Here is a 15,931-nt window from a genome sequence, read left to right on the forward strand (position 1 = left end):
ACTCTCTGAGAGAGTGATCCAACGCCGAGTTACTGACCCTCAAAGCGTGGTGTCGTAGGGGCTGACGCCTCGTGATCCCTGCGGTATGCCGACTGCATGAGGTATGCGCAAGGGGGCGGACTGACCGGTGAACGGCGGGTCTTCCGCGAAAAGTTGAGGATGGAGGCGGCCGAGCGGTTCGCCCAGGGCGATGAGAACTCGGTCATCGCGCACGACCTGCGGGTCAGCGTCCGATCGGTTCAGCGCTGGCGCAGAGCCTGGTCGCAGAACGGGCCCCGGGCTCTGGCCTCCAAGGGTCCGGCGTCACTGCCGCTGCTCAGTGACGAACTGTTCGCCGTGCTCGAGCGGGAACTGGCCAAGGGGCCAGTGGCACACGGCTGGCCGGACCAGACCTGGACCCTGTCGCGGATCAAGACGCTGATCGGGCGCCGCTTCCACAAGAGCTACACCGTGCAAGGAGTGGCCGCCCTGCTCAAGCGGCACGGCTGGAGCTGCCAGGTCCCCGCCCGCCGGGCACTCGAGCGGGACGAGGCGGCGGTGGCCGGCTGGGTGAAGGAGACCTGGCCGAGCGTGGAAGAACCGTGGCGGCGCTCGACGCCTGGCTCGTCTTCGAGGACGAAGCCGGATTCTCGATGACGCCGCCGACCACCCGCACCTGGTCCCGCCGCGGCCACACCCCCGTGATCCGCGTCCGGGGCCGCTCCCGCCGCCGCTTATCGGTGGCCGCCCTGGCCTGCTACAAGTCCGGCGAACCCTCCCGGCTCATCTACCGCCCCTGCCCGGACGCCCGGCCCGACGGGCGCAAGAGCTTCTCCTGGAAGGACTACCGCGACCTGATCCAGACCGCCCACCAGCAGCTCGGCGGCCCGATCGTGCTGGTCTGGGACAACTTGAACACCCATCTGACGGCCGGCATGCGCCGTTACATCGCCGACCGCGACTGGCTCACCGTCTTCCAACTGCCGCCCTACGCACCCGACCTCAACCCGGTCGAGGGCATCTGGTCCGTCCTACGACGCACCACCACGGCCAACCGCGCCTTCGCCGACCCCGACGATCTGATCACCGCCGTCCGGCGCGGCCTACGCCAGCTCCAGTACCGCCCCGGCGTCCTCGACGGCTGCCTCACCGGCACCGGCCTCCGGCGCCAGCCACCATGACGACATCACGCATTCAAGGTCAGTAGACGGCGCAACTTCCCCATGTGGCCGGCTTTCCCGGCCTCGGAGTACTACGGCGGCTCCGCCCCGTCCCCGGCCGATCGACGGTCGATGCGCCCAGCCCCCGCCGCCGCGCTGGAGGCACGGGCGGAGGCGAGGCCGGGGACGGTTCCCACGTTCACCGTGATTCGCTGGATGGAGGAGGAGCCCGGCTGTGCCCCAGCGGCATCGCCACGAGTACGCCGTAGACCTTCCTCGTGGCCTCCCACTCCGCAAAGGGATACCTCGTGGGAGTTCTCCCGTTTTCGGTACTTCCTCCGAACGGAGGATGCCCGTCAACGCGATACGCACCGCGTCCGGCCCAGATCCGCCAGGTTCGAGCCGGTGTCCAAGTTGAAGGACGTAACAACGCCGGTTCCTCGCGTACTCCTCTCCATCTCGCCGACCGGACCCGCACCATCTGGCAGTACTGGCACGTCCCGGTCGTGTCGGGGCTGCTTGCCGCCCTTCCCGGCATCACCCGGATCAGGCTGCCCCCAGCTTCAATCCACCTGCTACGACAGGCAGATGACGGTGGTCTTTCACCTCCGTACGAACCACAGCGCCTCGTGGCGCAACCCTTGATGTTGGACACCTGGAGACTGGGACATGAGGTTCCAGAAGAAGTAGTGCCAGGTGGGAAGCAGGAGCAACCGCAGCAGGCCGCGGTGGGTGGCAGAGGCGGCGGCTTGCAGCAGGGAGGTGAAGGTGACCGCTCCGGTGGAAGTACCCACGCCGTAGACGGTCAGCGCGCCTGCGGCCACGGCCGGGTGGATGGTGACGGCCAGCGTCAGATCGATACCGCCGTGCACGGCGAACGGGCCGAAGACATACAGCGGGCGCCGGGAACCCTCAACGCGCCGCAGCACCAGCAGCGGCCCGGCCGCACGCCGTCCGCGACCTGCTCGACGCGCGCCTCGCCGAGATCGACGCGACCATCACAGATCTCCTGGCGCTGCGCCAGACTCTCACCGAGACCCGCAGGGCCGCCGACGACCGGCCCTGCGGTGAGCCGGCCGCGGTCTGCTCGATCATCGAGGACGCCTGAGCCCCGCCACCTTGCCGTGCCGGCTACGTGACGGCCGGGCTGCGGCGCTCGACCAGGACGACGTCGCGCCACACGCCGTGGTGGCGTCCGATCCGCTCCCGCGTACCGATGGTGCGGAAGCCGTGGCGCTGGTGCAGGGCGAGGCCGGCAGTGTTCTCGGGGAAGATCTCGGACTGGATGGTCCAGATTCCGGCCTGCTCGGTGGAGTCGATCAGCGCCTTGAGCAGGGCGGAGGCGATGCCGCGGCCGCGGGCGGCGGGGTGGACGTAGACGGAGTGCTCGACCACGCCCGCATACGCGCACCGGTCCGAGACCCTGCTCGCGGCGACCCGGCCCAGCACCGCCCCCTCGCCCTCGTCCAGGGCGGCGAAGCGGTGCTCGGGCAGCTTCGCGGCGTCGTACGCCTCCCAGCTCGGCGCGTTGGTCCCGAAGGTGGCGTTGCCCTCGTCGATGCCCGCCCGGTGGATCGCCGGCACCTGGTCGGCGTGCTCCGCCGCCAACGGCACGACCACCGCACGGGGCGCCCCGCTCACCGTTTTCCCCTCTGTTCTGTCCGTCCGGTCGTCAGGCCGCGGCCGGCATGGCCAGCAGCTTGCCCATCGCGGCCAGTACCGACGGCTCGACCCGGTAGTACACCCAGGTGCCGCGCCGCTCGGAGGTCAGCAGCCCGGCCTCCCTCAGCTTCTTCAGGTGGTGGGACACCGTGGGTTGGGAGACGCCGACATCGGAGATGTCGCACACGCACGCCTCCCCGGCCTCGTGGGAGGCGACGGCGGAGAACAGCCGCAGCCGGACCGGGTCGCCGAGCGCCTTGAACATCCGCGCGGCCGTCTCGGCCTCCTCGGCGGTCATCGGCCGCTCGGTCAGCGGCGGGCAGCACGGCGCCACACCCTGAGCGTTGGCTTCGAGCAGCGGTAGCACCTTCGCATTCGACATGCATCTATGTTGGCACATGTCGAACCAAAGCGAGGTCCGTCACCGGCGCGCGAGGTGGGCGGCCAGGCGCCGGGCGATCCGGTCCGCGTCCCGGCCGACGCCGCGCAGCGAGTTGGACGACAGGCTGCGCTGCCATTCCAGCCCGACGTACGCCAGCCCCGGCACTCCAACCGAGAGTCCCTCCCGGTGCCGGGGGTTCCCGACGGCGTCCAGAGTGCCGTCGAGGCGGGCGAGGTAGGGCAGGTCGGGGCGGTAGCCGGTGGCGAGCACGATCGCGTCGACCTCCTCCCGCTCCCCGTTCGGCCAGACGAGCTCGGCTCCGTCGACGCCGGTGAACAACGGCCGGCGCTGCGGCCGTCCGGCGGCCAGGGCCGTCCGGTAGTGGCCGTCGTCGAGAACCGGCTGCGCCGGAGGGCGCGGGAGGAGCCGGCCGAGGGGCGCGGTGTCCAGGCCGGTGCGGGTCAGCCAGAAGTGCAGGTCGCGGCCGAGGGCGCGTTGCGTCGTGAACTTCACCGGCCCGCGGGTGGCGAGCGTGACGCGCGCGGCCCCGGCGAGCTCGGCGGCGATCTGCACCGCCGAGTTCCCCGCCCCGACCACCACCACCCGGCGGCCGGTGAACGGGGCCGGGTTGAGGTAGTCGGCGGCGTGCAGCACCTGGCCGGTGAACTCCTCCAGGCCCGACAGCGCCGGCCGGTGCGGGCGGCCGAACGACCCGGAAGCCGCCACGACGGCCCGCGCGGACAGCCGACCGCCTCCCTCCAGTTCCACCTCGAAGGCGTCGCCGGTGCGGCGGACCGCGCTGACGCGGCAGCCGGTGCGGATCTCGGCGTCCAGGTGGCCGGCGTAGGCAGTGAGGTAGGCGACAACCTCGTCGCGGTGCGGATAGTGGTTCCGGTCGGCGCCGGGGAACGGCATCCCGGGCAGAGAGCTGTACCGGGTGGGCGAGAACAGCGTGAGGCTGTCGTAGTAGCGCGGCCACGACCCCGCCGCAAGGTCGGACGCCTCCAGCACCACCGGCCGCAGCCCTCGGCGCAGCAGGGCGTGGGCGGTCGCCAGTCCGGACTGGCCGCCGCCGATCACGGCGACGTCGACGTGCTCCATCAGCAATCCCCCCGGTTTCGATGGATGTCTATGTTGACACTCATCAATACAGGTGCCACGCTGGATCGCGCAAGCCATCGACAGATGTCGAAACGCGCAAGGAGTCGCCGTGACCGCGCCCGCCACCACCGAGCTGCCCGTCGTCGTGACCGGAGCAGGTCCCGCCGGTCTGGCCGCCGCCGCCCACCTGATTGACCAGGGCCTCGAGCCCCTGGTCCTGGAAGCGGGCCCGGTCGCCGCCGCGGCCGTCCGCGAGTGGAGCCATGTGCGTCTCTTCTCCACCTGGGGCGAAGTCGTCGATCCGGCCGCCGAGAAGCTGCTCGCCCCGACCGGCTGAGTGCGGCCCGCCGCGGACACCTACCCCTCGGGCGGCGACTGGGCCGAGCAGTACCTCCAGCCGCTCGCCGACGTACCGGGCGACCGGGTGCGCCTGGGCGCCCGCGTGACCGGCGTCTCCCGCGCCGGCCGGGACCGTATTGTCGACGCCGACCGCGAGGCCCAGCCCTTCGTCGTGCACGTCACCCACGCCGACGGCCACGAGGAGCGGATCCTCGCCCGCGCGGTGATCGACGCTTCCGGCACCTGGACCACCCCGTCCCCGGCCGGTGGCAGCGGCCTGCCCGCCCTCGGCGAGAAGGCGGCGGCCGACCGCATCACCTACCGCCTCCCCGACCTCAACGACCCGACTGTCCGCGCCCGGTACGCGGGCAGGCGCACCGCCGTCATCGGCTCCGGCGCCTCCGCCTTCACCGCGCTGGCCCACCTCGCCGACCTGGCCAAGGCCGACGACGGCACGGGCACGCACGCGGTGTGGATCCTGCGCCGGGGCATCTCCGGCTCCACCTTCGGCGGCGGCACCGCCGACCAGCTCCCCGCCCGCGGCGCGCTCGGCCTGGCGGCCAAGGCCGCCGTCGACGAGGGCCACGCCGACGCCGTCACCGGCTTCCGCACCGAGACGATCGAACGCGACGGCGACGGCCGCCCGGTGTTGGTGGGCGAGGACGGACGGCGGCTGGAGCCGGTGGACGAGGTGATCGTGCTGACCGGGTTCCGCCCCGACCTGACCTTCCTGTCCGAGGTCCGCCTGAACCTGGACGAGCGCCTCCAGGCCCCGGTCGAACTCGCGCCGCTGATCGACCCCAACCAGCACTCCTGCGGCACCGTCTACCCGCACGGCCACCGCGAGCTCTCCCACCCCGAGCAGGGCGTCTACCTGGTCGGCATGAAGTCCTACGGCCGCGCCCCGACCTTCCTGGCCATGACCGGCTACGAGCAGGCCCGCTCCCTCGCCGCCGCGCTCGCCGGCGACCTCGAGGCGGCCGACCGCGTCGAACTCACCCTCCCCGAGACCGGAGTCTGCGGCGGCGCGGGCCTGTTTGACACCCCCGACGCCCAGCAGGCCGACGGCGGCTGCTGCGGCTGACCCGAACCCCTCTCCACCCCCACTCAGGAAGAGGTACGTCATGTCCCGCGTACAACTCGCCCTCCGCGTCCCCGATCTCCAGGCGGCGATCACCTTCTACGGCAAGCTGTTCGACACCGAACCCGCCAAACTCCGCGACGGCTACGCCAACTTCGCCATCGCCGAGCCCCCGCTCAAGCTCGTCCTCTTCCAGGGCGAGCCGGGCGAGGACACCCGCATGGACCACCTCGGCGTCGAGGTAGCCACCACCGACGAGGTCCACACCGCCACCGCCCGCCTCGCCGACGCGGGCCTCACCACCCGGGAGGAGAACGACACCACCTGCTGCCACGCCCTCCAGGACAAGGTCTGGGTCCAGGGCCCCGGCAGCGAACGCTGGGAGGTGTACGTCGTGAAGGCCGACGCCCCAGCGCCGGCACCACCACAGAGCGCCTGCTGCACCAGCTCCACGCCGGTGAAGGAGGCCGCCGCAGCCGGTGGCTGCTGCTGACCGTTCATGACCAACGCGCTCACCACCTCGGCCGCGACCGGAGCAAGGGACCGGTCGCGGCCCCGCGCCGTCCTGCCCACCCTCTGTCTCACGCAGATCACCAGCTGGGGCATCGTCTACTACGCTTTCCCCGTCCTCAACCCGCAGATCACCGCCGCGACAGGCTGGTCGGCCGGAGCGACCACCGCGGCGTTCTCCCTCGGCCTCATCGTCTCCGCGCTCGCCGGCATCCGCGTCGGACGGATCCTCGACCAGCGCGGCCCGCGCGCCGTCATGACCACCGGCTCCGTGGTCGGTGTGGTCAGCCTGCTGATCGTGGCTGCGGCCCCGAACGTCCCGGCCTTCATAGCCGGTTGGGCGCTGGCCGGGCTCGCGATGGCTGCCACCTTCTACCAGCCGGCGTTCGCCGCCCTGACCCGCTGGTGGGCCCCCGACCACGTGCGGGCCCTGACGGTCGTCACCCTCGCCGGCGGGCTTGCCTCCACCGTATTCGCGCCCTTGACCGCGACCCTCGCGGACCATCTGTCCTGGCGCCACACCTACCTGGTGCTCGCCGGCATCCTCGCCGTCGTCACCATCCCGGCTCACACCCTGACCCTGCGCGCACCCTGGCCCGACGCCCCCACGGGCCTTGCGCACGCGGCCGCAGGCGTGGCCACGGTTGGGCGCAGTCGGCCGTTCCTTCTGCTCGCCGCCGCCTTCACCCTGTCCAGCTTCGCGCTGTACGCCGTCGTAGTCGCCCTCGTCCCGCTCCTTCTGGAACGGGGGTACACCACCAGCCAGGCCGCCTGGGCCCTCGGCATCGGCGGTGCCGGACAGACCCTCGGCCGCACCCTGTACGCAGCCCTCGCACGCCGCACCAAAGCAACGGCCCGCACAACGATTCTGATTGCCCTCGGCGGACTGACCACCGCCGCCTTCGCCGCCGTCACCGGCCCCTACGCCCTGATCATCGCCGTATCCGTCGCGGCCGGCATGGTCCGCGGCAACGTCACCCTCCTCCAGGCCACCGCCATCACCGACCGCTGGGGCACCGCCCACTACGGCCGTCTCTCCGGACTCCTCGCAGCACCGGCAACCACCGCGGCAGCCTTCGCGCCGTTCGCCGGCGCCGCCTTGGCCGTGCCGCTCGGCGGCTACGGGCCCCTCTTCTTCCTCCTGGCTACCGTCTCCGTGGCCGCCACGCTCATCGCACCGTGGACAGCCACCGGCGCCGTACGCCGCCGATCCCCACGGCTCTGACAACCGCCGCCCCCCTGCAGGCACAGACGAACCCGCCCTCGTTACCGGCTCCAATTCGGCGACGACGCGCGGGTTCAGCGGCTGACCCCTCCGGGAATTCGCGAACTCGCGCGCTTTCGGCTGCGGAAAGGCCAAGCAGGACCGCCGCGTGACCGCTGGCGCGATGTACGTCGGCACCTTCCACGGCTCCTGCCGGGAGACGGCCAAAGCCCTGCTCCAGGACGGCGGCCGCCAGTACATCCTCTCCGCTGCCCACGGGCTCCTCGACCTGTCCACGGAGATCGACCCGTACGACATCACCGTGGGCGACCCCGGCAGCGTCAACGCGGACTTTGTGCAGGCGCAGGTACGGGAACGCGGCATCGAGTCGGCGGAGGTGACGGTGCTGGCCGGCAGCAAGTACGTCGCCCTCGCGAGGCAGTCCTGGCCGGACCTCAAGGCACCCCTCGCCGGTGCCAGCGGGATCGGGGAGATGAAGCAACGCCTTTCCCAGATCCGCCTCGCCGCGCGAGCCGAAGCCGGGCAGCAGCGGTGAGCGCGCCGCTCGGGCCCGCTTCGGCGCAGTGGGAGACCATGGCCGCCGGCCGCGCCGAGGGCTGGACGCAGCGCTGGAGCGGCGGTGTGCCGACGTGGGTGCACACGTCGCAGGGTGGCTTCGACCGGCGCCGGTACGAGGTCGTCGAGCTGGCGGAGGCGCCCGCCCGGAAGTACATCCAGGCGAACCACTATCTGTCGGGGTGGCCGCCGGCGGTCCACCGATTTGGGCTGGTGGACCTCAAGCCTGCAGAGGACGACCACGGCCAGGAGGTCGACGGCGGTCTGCTGGTTGGAGTTATCGTCCTGGGCGTCCCAATGAGCCGCCGGGCTCTGACCAGGGTTTTCCCTTCCCTGGAGCCCTATACCGAGGCCCTTGAGATGTCTCGGGTGTGCTTGTCCCCCTCGGTGGCGAGCAACGGGGAGAGCTTCGCGGTCGCGGCGGCATTGCGCCTGGCCGCGGGGCACGGCGTACGGGGAGTGGTCACCTACGCGGACCCCGTCCCACGGCTGCGGACCCTGTCGGACGGACGCACGGCCGGCTCGCCCCGAGGGCACCTCGGGATCATCTACCAGGCCCTCTCCGCTACCTACACCGGCCGCAGCACGGCGCGGACGGTCATCGTGCTGCCGGACGGCCAGGTGCTCCCAGCGCGGTCGATCGCGAAGTTTGTCGCCGGTGACCGCGGTGCCGACGGGTTCGAGCGGCGCATCGTGGCCCTGGGCGCCTCGGAGCGACCTGCGGGTGCTGGCCGACGGGCCTGGCTGCACAACGCGCTGGAGCAGATCGGAGCACGGCGCTCGCGGCACCCTGGGACTCACCGCTACGCCCTGCCTGTGGGGCGTAATCGGGCAGAACGGTCGAGAGCAGTCTTCGGCATGCCCGCACTCCCGTACCCGAAGTGGGCAGACGCCCGTCCCCCTGCCTAGCTTGTTGCTTATTTGTGTTCAAATGTGTAATGTGATGGTTGTGATCGAGCGGCGCCCGCGCTGCTCTCACCGTCATCTCTGACCGTCACCCCGAGGAACAACCGTGGACACTTCCATCCCCGAACGCAAGGCTGCTCGCTACGCCGCGGCGCTGGAGGCCGGCGTCAACATGGATTCCGCGCGGGAGTGCACCCTCGCGGACCGTGCCGCATGGGCCAGTGCGGCGCTGGAGGCCTACAACAGGCAGGCCCCCAATGCTCTGTTGCCCGTCCCCAAGCTCGCCGAGCGGGTACGGCTCGGCGTCCTCGCGGCCGAGACGATGGCCCAGATCGCCTTCCACCGCCCCGACGAGCGGGTCGTGAACGACCAGGAAAGCGCCGATCGCGTGATCGGAGATCTGGTCGCTCAGGTCTTCTGCCTGACGGACGGGCGGGTCACTGCCCATGAGCTCCACCAGGCTGCTGAGGGACTGCGCAGCGAGGCATATCCCGTGAAGCTCGACGTCCTGTGCGCCGTCGCTGCCGCGGGGGCTGAACGGGAAGCTGCCATGCTCGCGGCGCTCCTGGACGCGGCCCAGTCCTTCGGGTGTGACGTTCCCGGGTTGGTCGACAGCGCCCGCGCCTACTTCGAAACCCTCAAGGCCGAGGAGGAGGGAGAAGTGGAGACCGAGGCGGCGCGCGCCTGAGTCCCGCCGGGGAGCGAGGGCGGGCCCCGGCTGCTGCGTTCGCTCCCCGGCTTGGCCGCCCACAGGACACACCTGATGAAGCTGGTCATCCCTACCTTCGAGCAGCACTGACGCGTCTCCGCACTCGAGTCACCGCGACGAGGCCACTACCGAGATCACCAGCCGCCTCACCCGGGACGCCTTCTACGTGCCCGGACGTGATTGGCAGGGCGCCGAAACTCGCAGGTGCATGGCCGAAGTCTTGGGCCTCACCTACGGCACCGGCACCGGCCTTCACCGCGCCCGGCCTCGCTGCCACGCCGCACCCACGAACTGACGCGCTCGGCACGGACCATTCGCCAGCATCCCGCCGCCCCCAGGAAGGGCCCCATGGACACCATGCACCCGGACACCCATGCTCAGCAGCACTGGTACCTCGCCACCCTCGGTCACAAGGCGCTGGTGCGGGAGCTCGCCTCGCTGGGGCTCCCCGCCTCCGCCGCTACTCACGATCCGCTCTCCCTCGCCGGACGGTGCCTGATCGCCGACCCGATCGGCTACCCCGAAGCTCACCGGGCCGCAGAACTGGTCCTGGCCCCGCTGCACACCGCCCAGACGTTCACCGCCACCGTCACCGACGAGGACAACGCCCTAGAACACACCGGCGTCGTGCCGGTCCTTGAAGAGCGCCAGGCCGGAGCCGTCACCGGCTGGTACGCCGAGCTTCTCCTCTTCGAGCACAGCACGCGGCTCAACAAGGCCGCTTACCGCCTGTCCCGGATGCCCGGAGACCCGACCTGGATCATCGACAGCGACTTCCTGCCCAGCGGCCATCCCGGGATGCTGCGGCCCTTCGGCTCGCGGCGCCCGGGAAGCGGCAAGCGGACCCTCCTGCCGCCGTTCGTCGCCGAGCTCGACCGTCTCATCGCGCAGGGGCCTGGGAGCGCGGCGTGACCCTATACGGCATCCCGCCCGCCGGTATGCGCCGCGCCATGGCGCCCGAAAGCGGGCGGGACCACGCCCACGCCATCGCCGAGGCCGCGCACGCCTGGTGGACCTCCAACCGCGGAGGCTCCAGCGACCGCGCCATCGCGGTCGGCACCCTGGCCGCCCTCGCCCTCTGCGCGCCCTCACGACCGGACGGACCCGACTACGGCCCGCTCCTGCTCCCCCTCGACGACGAACAGCTCGTCGACACGTTGCGAGCCGGCTGGAACTCGTTCTGGACCTACGACCCGGACCTGACCGAGGCCGCCCGCCCGCTCCACGACTGGCTCTCCCACCCCACCGACAACGCCATCCGCGGCCTGGCCGAATACGCCAGGATCCTCCTGCGCGCAGGACTGCTGGAGTACTGCTCCGACACCGCCCGCGCCGAGGCCGACGATGTCCTCGGCCTGCTCATCACCCGCATGCGCAGCTACAGCGAACGGCAGAGCACCGGTGAGTTCTTCACCCCGGCCGTCGTCACCAACTTCATGGGCGACACGCTGTTCTCCGCCGACCGCAAGCCCGGTGACCTGTTCCTCGAACCCGCCGCGGGCACAGGGGCGATGGCCCGGTCAGCTGCCGCCACGATGCGGTTCTTCGGCACCGACCCCGCCCTCTACCACTGGTGGCTCAACGATCTCGACCCGCTCAACGCCGCCTGCTGCGCCGTGAACGCCCAGCTGTGGAGACTCGGCAGGCAGGTGACCGTCTCCTGCGGCGACGCCCTGAACCATCCTCGGCTCCTGGAGCAGGCCGTACGAGAGCGCGCCGAGCGGGCGACGTCCAAGCAGAAGGCCCGGCCGGTGCTGTACCCCACCACGACTCGCCCGCCGTTCTGGCCGTGGAACTTCGTTCCGCCCTCCTGATCCGACCCGGTCGGCCGTGCCGCATCCCGCCGCCGGCCACCGCTCACCCTCACCCCTGCTCGATACGGAGCCTCCTCATGGTCATCAACACCACACCCTCGCCCGCCATCGCCACCTTGGTTCCCGACTCCGAGGGGCACGGCACGGTTCTGAGGATCGTCTACGCCCATCACCTGGACGGCGAGTCCCTGGCCTTCCAGCTCTTCCACCGGTACGTCCACCGCCTGCAGGCAGGCTCCCCGCTCCCGGACGAGATCACCCGCTCCGAGGTGATGACCCTCCTCGGCGAACAGGGCGCGGACTGCGCCGAGGGCTGGCACTCCTCTGCGAACGAGCCCACCGAGGAGGCCTCGGCCGAGGCGTGGCAGTGGGTCTGCGCGCAGGTGAACCGCCTGTTCCCCGGCCTGTCCTGGAAGGTCGAGCCCGACCGGCGCATGAACATCCCCGGGGTAGACGACGACAAGGTCGCCGACATCGTGATCCGTGCCCGCCCCCTGGCATCGGACGTGACCCGCCCCGCGACCATGTTCGATCCCGCGCTCACGTACTACGCGGACGGAACGCACGTGGTGATGCGGGCACGGGGGACGGAGCGCTCTGGGCGCACCTTCGGTGTGGCGGAAGGTGCCGCCCCGTACGCCTACCAGGCCGTGCGCTGGGACGACGTGGGAGCCGACTTGGTCGCCCCCCACGTGCTGCGTCGCGCCGAGAGCACGCCCCAGGACGGCGTGGCGTAAGCGGACGCAGGGGCCGGCGTTCGGAAGGCGGCGTCCGTGGCTTCTGGGATTCTCCGACGGCCGAGTCCGGGAGAGCGCAGGAGCCACGGTCCACCCCGGCGATCAGGCGCTCGTGACGGACTCAGGTCAGGGGAGCGACGCACAGTCTGTTGCGTATTGCTGCTTCAATATGTATAGTAGTTGTCGTGAGGGCGGGAAGCGCCCTCGTTCAAGCCAATCCGAAGGAGCCGCTCACGCGGCTCGCCCTGGCCGTGGCACTCCCCTCGGCGGCCGGGGCCGCGAGGCCCGGACCGACTTCCCTCCGTGGTCCGGGCCTCGCCCCCTCCACAGGCCCCAAGGAGACGACGTGACCATAGGGACGGACACAGACGCAGCCCTGAACAGCGCTTCGGGGTACCGACTGCGGCTTGTCTTCGATGCCGGTCCCACGATGCCGATGTGGCGGCCGCTGCTGCGCAAACTGCGCCAGTCCCTGGCGCAGAGCGGCCACTTTCAGAGCGTGACGGTGTCCGTCCTCATGGCCGACGGCACAGTGCGCGGGCGAGAGGGTGCCGGCGACCGACTGGTTACCCTCGTGCTCAGCGACTGCTCCGGTCCGCAGTGGTACCCCGGCCCGGCTGGTGAACGCTGGTACGGGACTTTGGGCGCCTGGGCGCGTGTGCGGCCGGTGGCGGTGGTACAGCCGCTGCCGGAGCGCATGTGGCAGCGCACTGCACTGCCCGTGATGCCCGGTCTCATCCATGCCCCGGCCGCCACAGCAGCCAACTCCGAACTGAGCTTCACGGCGTACGACAACGCGCCGGACATGGGAGCGGACAGCATTCCTGTTCCTGTCCTGGAGCCCGCTTCTCCCTGGCTGGACAACTGGCTCGCGCTGATCGATGGCCGTGCCGAGGTCCCGGCGGCAGTCGCGTTCGTTCCGCCCGCACTCCCGGCCGAAGGGGCCACCTCCCCGACGACACTCACCGCCGAGGAACTGGTCCTCCGCTTCCGTGCCACTGCTTCCCCCGAGGCATTCCGTCTCGCGGGCCACTTGGCGGCAGGCGTCCCCCAGTTGCCCGCGATGCACATCGTGCACAGCTCTGTCGAGACGACTCCGTGCCCGAGCCACCTGGCCGAGGTGATTCTGAGCGGCATGCTCCGCGCAGTCCCCGGTTCCCCCGGCAGCTACGCCTTCCGAAAGGGCGTTGCCTCCGTGCTGCTGCGCACGGTGCCGCGTTCCTCGCTCGCCCGCACGGTGGCTCGGCTCAGGGAAGCTGAGTCGTCAACGCGACGCGCTCTGGTGAGCGAGGAGGCTTCGCGACCTACCGGCTAGGCGTGCGGTCTCCCGATCCATCACTATCTTCCGCTGCTGCCTCCCTTCCCTCTTCAACGCGCTTGGGGCGTCCCGCGTAAACGGCCGCCCCGGAGCGAAGTCAGCCGCCCATCTCCGGTGGCCCGTGTTGCCCTGCCCGCCGTCGCATCCGGGCCGGCGGCGATTGTCAGACCCCTAAGAGAGGATCACCCTCATGACGACTCTTCCCGCCGTTCAGGCGCAGTTTGCCGTGTCCAGCCGCACCCAGTACGAGGCTGCGATCGAGCGTCTGCGTGAAGCCTCTCAGGCGTATGAAAAGGGCGTCAGCGTCCTGGACGACGCCTCGTACGACCAGCTCCGGCGCTCCGTGCAGGCCTGGGAGCAGGCGAATCCCGGTGAAGTGTCCCCCGACTCCCCTATCGAGCTGGTCGCCGACGGCGCGGTACCGGGCGGCGACGTCGCACACACCACGCCTCTCCTGAGCCTGAACAACGCCTTCGACGCCGACGACCTGATGAAGTGGGGGGCGTCGCTCCAGAGCCGTCTGGGGCGCGCGCCGCAGGGCGGGTACGCCGTGGAGCCGAAGATCGACGGCGCCGCCGTGGCCGCTCGGTATCGTGACGGCCGTCTGGTACAGCTCAGCACTCGCGGGAACGGCAGCCACGGCGAGGACGTCAGCCACGTCATCGGCCAGATCGACGGTCTTCCCGAGCAGCTGGCCGTGCCTGCCACCGTCGAGGTCCGCGGTGAGGTCGCCTTCACGCAGGAGCAGTTCGAGAAGGCGAACGAGGTCCGTGCCGCTCACAACGCGCAGGTCTTCGCCAACCCCCGCAACGGCACGTCGGGGACGCTGCGGGCTAAGGACCGTCCGTACCGGCTTCAGATGACGTTCTGGGCCTACGGCGCAGTCGAACTGGACGGCGTATCGTTCCTGCCCGCCGGAGCCACGCACGCCGAGACGCTGGCCGCTGTGGCCGCAGCCGGTATCCAGACGACCGCGGACTCCCCGGCCGGACTCCACGTCGTCGCCGACCTGGCCGCCGCCCAGGAGCGGGTTGACGCGATCGCCGCCATGCGTGCGGGCCTGCCCGTCGGGATCGACGGTGTGGTGATCAAGATGGACGATACGGCGGAGCAGGCCGTGGTCGGGGTCGGCACCCGTTTTCCTCACTGGGCCATCGCGTTCAAGCTTCCGGCGGTCGAACGGCACACCGTGCTGGAGGACGTCGTGTGGGAGACCGGGCGCACCGGGACCCTCGCGCCGACCGCGATTCTCGCTCCGGTGGAGATCGACGGCTCCACCGTCACCCGGGCCACGCTGCACAACCCCGCCGACATTCGCCGGCGCGACCTCCACATCGGTGACACCGTGACGGTCTACAAGGCCGGCGACATCATCCCGCGGGTGCAGGGGGCCGTGGTCCAGCTGCGTCCGGAGGGGGCCTTGGAGGTGCCGCTGCCGGAGGTTTGCCCGAACTGTGGCGGTGAGATCAACAAAGCGCAGGAGCGGTGGCGGTGCGCGAAGGGCACCGCGTGCGCGCTCCCGGCACTCATCGAGTACGCCGCGCAGCGGGAGATGCTCGACATCGACGGCCTCGGGAAGACCTACGTGGCGGCCCTGGTCGCGTCCGGCGACGTCAGCGACGTCGCCGATCTGTTCACCCTGACCGTCGAGCAGCTCACCAAGGCGGCCAAGAGCGCCAAGCGGGCCGCCAAACTCGCCGAGCAGATCGAGGCCGCCAAGGCCCTTCCGCTCAGCCGGGTCTTCTGCGCACTGGGCGTGCTCGGCACCGGGCGCAGCATGTCCCGCCGCATCGCCCGGCACTTCGGAACCATGGAGGCCATCCGGCAGGCCAACGCGACCGCTCTGCAGGGCGTCGAGGGCATCGGCCCTGAGAAGGCCCCGGTCATCGTCGAGCAGGTCGCCGCCCTGGCACCCGTCATCGACAAGCTGATCGCCGCGGGCGTCAACATGACCGAGCCCCAGGAGGCGTCGGCGGCGGAGGGTGCAGGTCCGCTGGCGGGCAAGGTCGTGGTGGTCACCGGCAAGATGAGCGGACCGCTGGAGGCTTACGGACGGTCCGAGATGAACACCCTGATCGAGAAGGCCGGCGGCCGTCCGGGCAGCAGCGTAAGCACGAAGACATCCATCCTCGTCGCTGCCCCGTCAACTGGAGGCAAGCCGAGTTCGAAGGCAGTCAAGGCGGCCGAACTCGGCGTCACGGTCCTCACCCCCGAGGCCTTCGCCGAGCTGGTTGCCGACTTCCTGGCCTGACGCAAGGGACCGGGGCGGGCGTCGCACAGTAAGGGCGGCCCCGCCTCGCCGCCTGCGCGGCCCAGCGCACCGAACGGCCGAGCCAGGACACGTGCCCGCTGACCGGGTACCGGCCGGGCGAGGCTCCCACTCCGTGCGATGTTGCCTATTCCAGATTCAATGTGTACTGTCATTTCATCGCCTGGTGCTCGGCACCCGCGAC

General features: G+C 70.9%; 15 protein-coding genes and 2 pseudogenes. 13 read left to right on the forward strand and 4 right to left on the reverse strand.

Translation table 11 applies throughout. From position 1 onward, the window contains the following. The first annotated feature begins 96 nt into the window (after positions 1-96). Together ABZ078_RS22450 and ABZ078_RS22455 are read left to right on the forward strand one after the other, a co-directional pair. Positions 97-636, forward strand: coding sequence for a winged helix-turn-helix domain-containing protein (locus tag ABZ078_RS22450; RefSeq protein ID WP_215188986.1), 540 nt, complete (start codon positions 97-99; stop codon positions 634-636). Further along, on the forward strand, positions 633-1,160 hold the full coding sequence (locus tag ABZ078_RS22455) for a transposase (protein ID WP_251100277.1): 528 nt from the start codon (positions 633-635) through the stop codon (positions 1,158-1,160). The genes ABZ078_RS22450 and ABZ078_RS22455 overlap by 4 nt, the downstream gene beginning before the upstream one ends. Before the next feature lie 581 nt (positions 1,161-1,741). Here ABZ078_RS22455 and ABZ078_RS22460 read toward each other — a convergent pair. The 4 genes from ABZ078_RS22460 to ABZ078_RS22475 all read right to left on the reverse strand — a co-directional run bounded on the left by ABZ078_RS22460 (position 1,742) and on the right by ABZ078_RS22475 (position 4,284). After that, positions 1,742-2,068: a hypothetical protein gene (locus tag ABZ078_RS22460; protein ID WP_356577726.1), complete on the reverse strand. Its 327-nt coding sequence runs from the start codon at positions 2,066-2,068 to the stop codon at positions 1,742-1,744. A gap of 202 nt (positions 2,069-2,270) precedes the next feature. Continuing rightward, a complete protein-coding gene (locus ABZ078_RS22465) occupies positions 2,271-2,780 on the reverse strand; it encodes an N-acetyltransferase family protein (RefSeq protein ID WP_356577728.1) in 510 nt (169 codons plus the stop codon). Positions 2,781-2,811: 31 nt separating this feature from the next. Next, positions 2,812-3,183 (reverse strand): metalloregulator ArsR/SmtB family transcription factor, encoded by a 372-nt coding sequence (locus ABZ078_RS22470; RefSeq protein WP_356577729.1) that lies wholly within the window; start codon positions 3,181-3,183, stop codon positions 2,812-2,814. Between the two features lie 39 nt (positions 3,184-3,222). After that, a complete protein-coding gene (locus ABZ078_RS22475) occupies positions 3,223-4,284 on the reverse strand; it encodes an NAD(P)/FAD-dependent oxidoreductase (RefSeq protein WP_356577731.1) in 1,062 nt (353 codons plus the stop codon). Between the two features lie 109 nt (positions 4,285-4,393). Between ABZ078_RS22475 and ABZ078_RS22480 the strand changes: the two are divergent. From ABZ078_RS22480 to ligA, 11 genes and pseudogenes are all read left to right on the forward strand, one after another. After that, positions 4,394-5,707 (forward strand): annotated as a pseudogene (locus ABZ078_RS22480) (NAD(P)-binding domain-containing protein). Positions 5,708-5,747: 40 nt separating this feature from the next. After that, entirely contained in the window at positions 5,748-6,197 is a 450-nt protein-coding gene (locus ABZ078_RS22485; protein ID WP_356577733.1) for an ArsI/CadI family heavy metal resistance metalloenzyme, read from the forward strand. A gap of 6 nt (positions 6,198-6,203) precedes the next feature. Next, positions 6,204-7,439 carry an MFS transporter gene (locus ABZ078_RS22490; protein ID WP_356577735.1) on the forward strand — a complete coding sequence of 412 codons (1,236 nt, stop codon included), beginning with the start codon at positions 6,204-6,206 and terminating at the stop codon, positions 7,437-7,439. Positions 7,440-7,569: 130 nt separating this feature from the next. After that, positions 7,570-7,974 (forward strand): annotated as a pseudogene (locus ABZ078_RS22495) (DUF6884 domain-containing protein); the annotation flags it as partial. After that, entirely contained in the window at positions 7,971-8,903 is a 933-nt protein-coding gene (locus tag ABZ078_RS22500) for a hypothetical protein (protein ID WP_356577737.1), read from the forward strand. The pseudogene ABZ078_RS22495 and the gene ABZ078_RS22500, both read left to right, overlap by 4 nt. Before the next feature lie 103 nt (positions 8,904-9,006). Continuing rightward, positions 9,007-9,588: a hypothetical protein gene (locus ABZ078_RS22505; RefSeq protein ID WP_051707805.1), complete on the forward strand. Its 582-nt coding sequence runs from the start codon at positions 9,007-9,009 to the stop codon at positions 9,586-9,588. Positions 9,589-9,957: 369 nt separating this feature from the next. Then, on the forward strand, positions 9,958-10,521 hold the full coding sequence (locus tag ABZ078_RS22510) for a hypothetical protein (RefSeq protein WP_356577739.1): 564 nt from the start codon (positions 9,958-9,960) through the stop codon (positions 10,519-10,521). After that, positions 10,518-11,423: an N-6 DNA methylase gene (locus ABZ078_RS22515; RefSeq protein WP_030819404.1), complete on the forward strand. Its 906-nt coding sequence runs from the start codon at positions 10,518-10,520 to the stop codon at positions 11,421-11,423. The genes ABZ078_RS22510 and ABZ078_RS22515 overlap by 4 nt, the downstream gene beginning before the upstream one ends. 77 nt (positions 11,424-11,500) lie before the next feature. Next, complete coding sequence (locus tag ABZ078_RS22520) at positions 11,501-12,160, forward strand: hypothetical protein (RefSeq protein WP_355272746.1); 660 nt, start codon at positions 11,501-11,503, stop codon at positions 12,158-12,160. 346 nt (positions 12,161-12,506) lie between these two features. After that, entirely contained in the window at positions 12,507-13,475 is a 969-nt protein-coding gene (locus tag ABZ078_RS22525; RefSeq protein ID WP_356577741.1) for an SAV_2336 N-terminal domain-related protein, read from the forward strand. A gap of 193 nt (positions 13,476-13,668) precedes the next feature. After that, positions 13,669-15,729: an NAD-dependent DNA ligase LigA gene (gene ligA, locus ABZ078_RS22530; RefSeq protein WP_356577743.1), complete on the forward strand. Its 2,061-nt coding sequence runs from the start codon at positions 13,669-13,671 to the stop codon at positions 15,727-15,729. Positions 15,730-15,931 lie beyond the last annotated feature (202 nt).

It is taken from the genome of Streptomyces sp. NPDC006385 (assembly GCF_040612485.1).
GTDB lineage: Bacteria > Actinomycetota > Actinomycetes > Streptomycetales > Streptomycetaceae > Streptomyces.